Source organism: Methanosaeta sp. UBA458 (assembly GCF_002496085.1).
GTDB lineage: Archaea > Halobacteriota > Methanosarcinia > Methanotrichales > Methanotrichaceae > Methanothrix > Methanothrix soehngenii.
This window is the reverse complement of the sequence record NZ_DAIK01000030.1, coordinates 1-2,170: the sequence shown is the minus strand read 5'-3', so window position 1 is coordinate 2,170 and position 2,170 is coordinate 1. Positions and strand designations below refer to the sequence as shown.

The 2,170-nt window shown below is 55.9% G+C and carries 2 protein-coding genes; one reads left to right on the top strand and one right to left on the bottom strand.

Going from position 1 to position 2,170, the window contains the following annotated elements; all coding sequences use genetic code 11:
- Nucleotides 1–761: lysylphosphatidylglycerol synthase transmembrane domain-containing protein (locus BP822_RS01885; RefSeq protein WP_286877595.1), on the top strand; the 761-nt coding region annotated here is incomplete at its 5' end.
- Nucleotides 762–836: 75 nt separating this feature from the next.
- Here the strand turns inward: BP822_RS01885 and BP822_RS01880 are convergent.
- A partial coding sequence (locus BP822_RS01880; protein WP_286877594.1) for a preprotein translocase subunit SecD occupies nucleotides 837–2,170 on the bottom strand: 1,334 nt, incomplete at its 5' end.

The following is a 2,170-nucleotide window of genomic DNA, read 5'->3' as shown; positions in this document are numbered from 1 at the left end:
CCTTCCCTCTCTCCTTCAGATGCACCCTGGCCTCGAACTTCCTTGCCGCTATCACTCCATCCTCTGCTGGAGGAGAGCCCCTGCGAATCAAGGTCCTGGCAGATGATGGCATGAGCTATGGTGCTGCGACGGCGGTGGTGATAAGCGAGAGGCTACTTGACAGCATATTCTTTTTGACCTCGCTGGCCTTTTTTCTCATGGTCTCCGGCTTTTTCGCCGGATTCGGCCTGAAGGTTGGAGCGATATTCCTGCTCTTTCTCCTGGTTTTCCTGGCATTTCTCAGGCAGCTCATCATCCGGCCGAAGAGGGTTGCTCGTCTGATGGAGTGGATCAAGAAGAAGACCGGCAACCGAGCCATCGTCCTCACCATAGAGCGGGAGATATGGCTATTCAGGGACGCAGGAATTCAGCTTGCTAAAGAGACAATGCGTTGTTTGCCGGTACTGGTGGTGATGACGGCATTAATCTGGTTTAGCGATTTTCTGGTTCCCTCTGCCTTATTGGCGGGTATGGCTCAGGACCCTAGCATTCTCCTCTCAGTCACCGCCCAGAACATCCTGGCGATATTGAGCCTCTTGCCGTTGACCCCTGGAGCCAGCGGCATAGCCGAGCTGGGGATGAGCTACCTTTATTCCACCTTTGTCTCTCCTGCCTTGCTGCTGCCTCTCATCGTCCTGTGGCGCTTGATCACCTATTTCTTGAACATCGTCATAGGTGCAGCTTTCGCCGGAGCGGCCATCAATGGAATGATTAAAAAATAGAGCAAAAATAATTGGCATGCAGACCATCTTCCGGCCTGCAGCCGATAACCTCTCCTGATTCCACTTCTTTTCCGTCTAGTGTGTGCCCAGGATGTAGCCTATGATTCTGCCATAGGCAGGCCTGGCCACCAGCGTTCCCAGGACCACTCCAATGATGATGATCAGGGCGAATCCGGTCAAGGCACCGAATCCCATATAGAGAAGCGGCAGCATGGCCACGATCGTCGTCGCTGCTGCGCCCAGGATTATGGCAAAGGCCCGGGACAGCCGGCTCAAATAGATCTTGCTGGTGGTGGCAGCCACTTTGCCCACGCCTGCCTTCTCTGCCGCCTCCGCTGCCCTCTCCTTTATGCTCCGGTCGGATGCAGCTGGCGCTGCTTCGCCTCCTCGGATCACCTCATCGGTGATGATGACCAGCTGATCGACGCCCGTCCCTATCACCATGATGATGCCGGCCAGGCTGGCCAGATCGAGCTGCCATTTGGCCAGGGACCAGACTCCCAGCATTATCGCCACCTCGCTCAGCGAGGTAAAGAGCATGGGCAGAACTATTCTCCTCTCACGGTAGCGGTAGTATATCATGCCCGCAACTGCTAGGAGGGCGATCAGGCCTGCGATCACCATCTGGATCTTGAACTGCTTGCCCAGAGCGGCAGATACCTGTCCTGATCCCACGATCTCCACATTGACCGGCAGAGCGCCTTCCTGGAGGTGAATTTGAAGCTCCTTTGCATCCTGGGAGCCCTCATCTCCTGCGCCCACGCGCGCCTCCAGCCCGCGAGAGGGGACCTTCTGCAGACTGCTCGCCAGCTCTGGCGATAAGGGTGCGCTGAAGATGGGATCCTTATCCAGGTACATGGTTATGGGGTGAGCTTCGGGATTCTTGACCGCGCCCGTGTCTATGGCTGCTTTCTGAAAGGCTGCCGACCCCTCCTCGGATAGGGTGAAGGGCACTCCCCAATTGCCCTGCTGGTCTCCTCTGGGGATATCCACAGACTCAACTGCATCACCATAGATGACATGCATGGTCTGGTTGTCCTCAGTCTGGATCCTTATCTCGAACTTGCCAGGCTTGCCCACCACATCCTGAGCTGAGGCCACGTCCATTCCCGCAAGGTCGATGAGGATGTACTTGTTATCCACCATCCTCACTCTGATGTCCTGCAGTCCCAGGCGGTTGAGCTTGGAGTCAAGAACCCTTTTAGTCTCTTCCACGGTGTCCTTGGTCAGCCCCTCGACGAAGGTATCCTCGCCAGTGGGCACCTTTCCTCCTACCGGAGCGAGAAGGGCATCAAGGGATTCCCTGGTGACGTTGGTCCTGATCTCATACAGGACGGGAGCAAACTGCACTATCTTGACGTCAGCATCAAGGTTCTTTTGCAGGTATGTGATGATTATCGTCTCGGGAG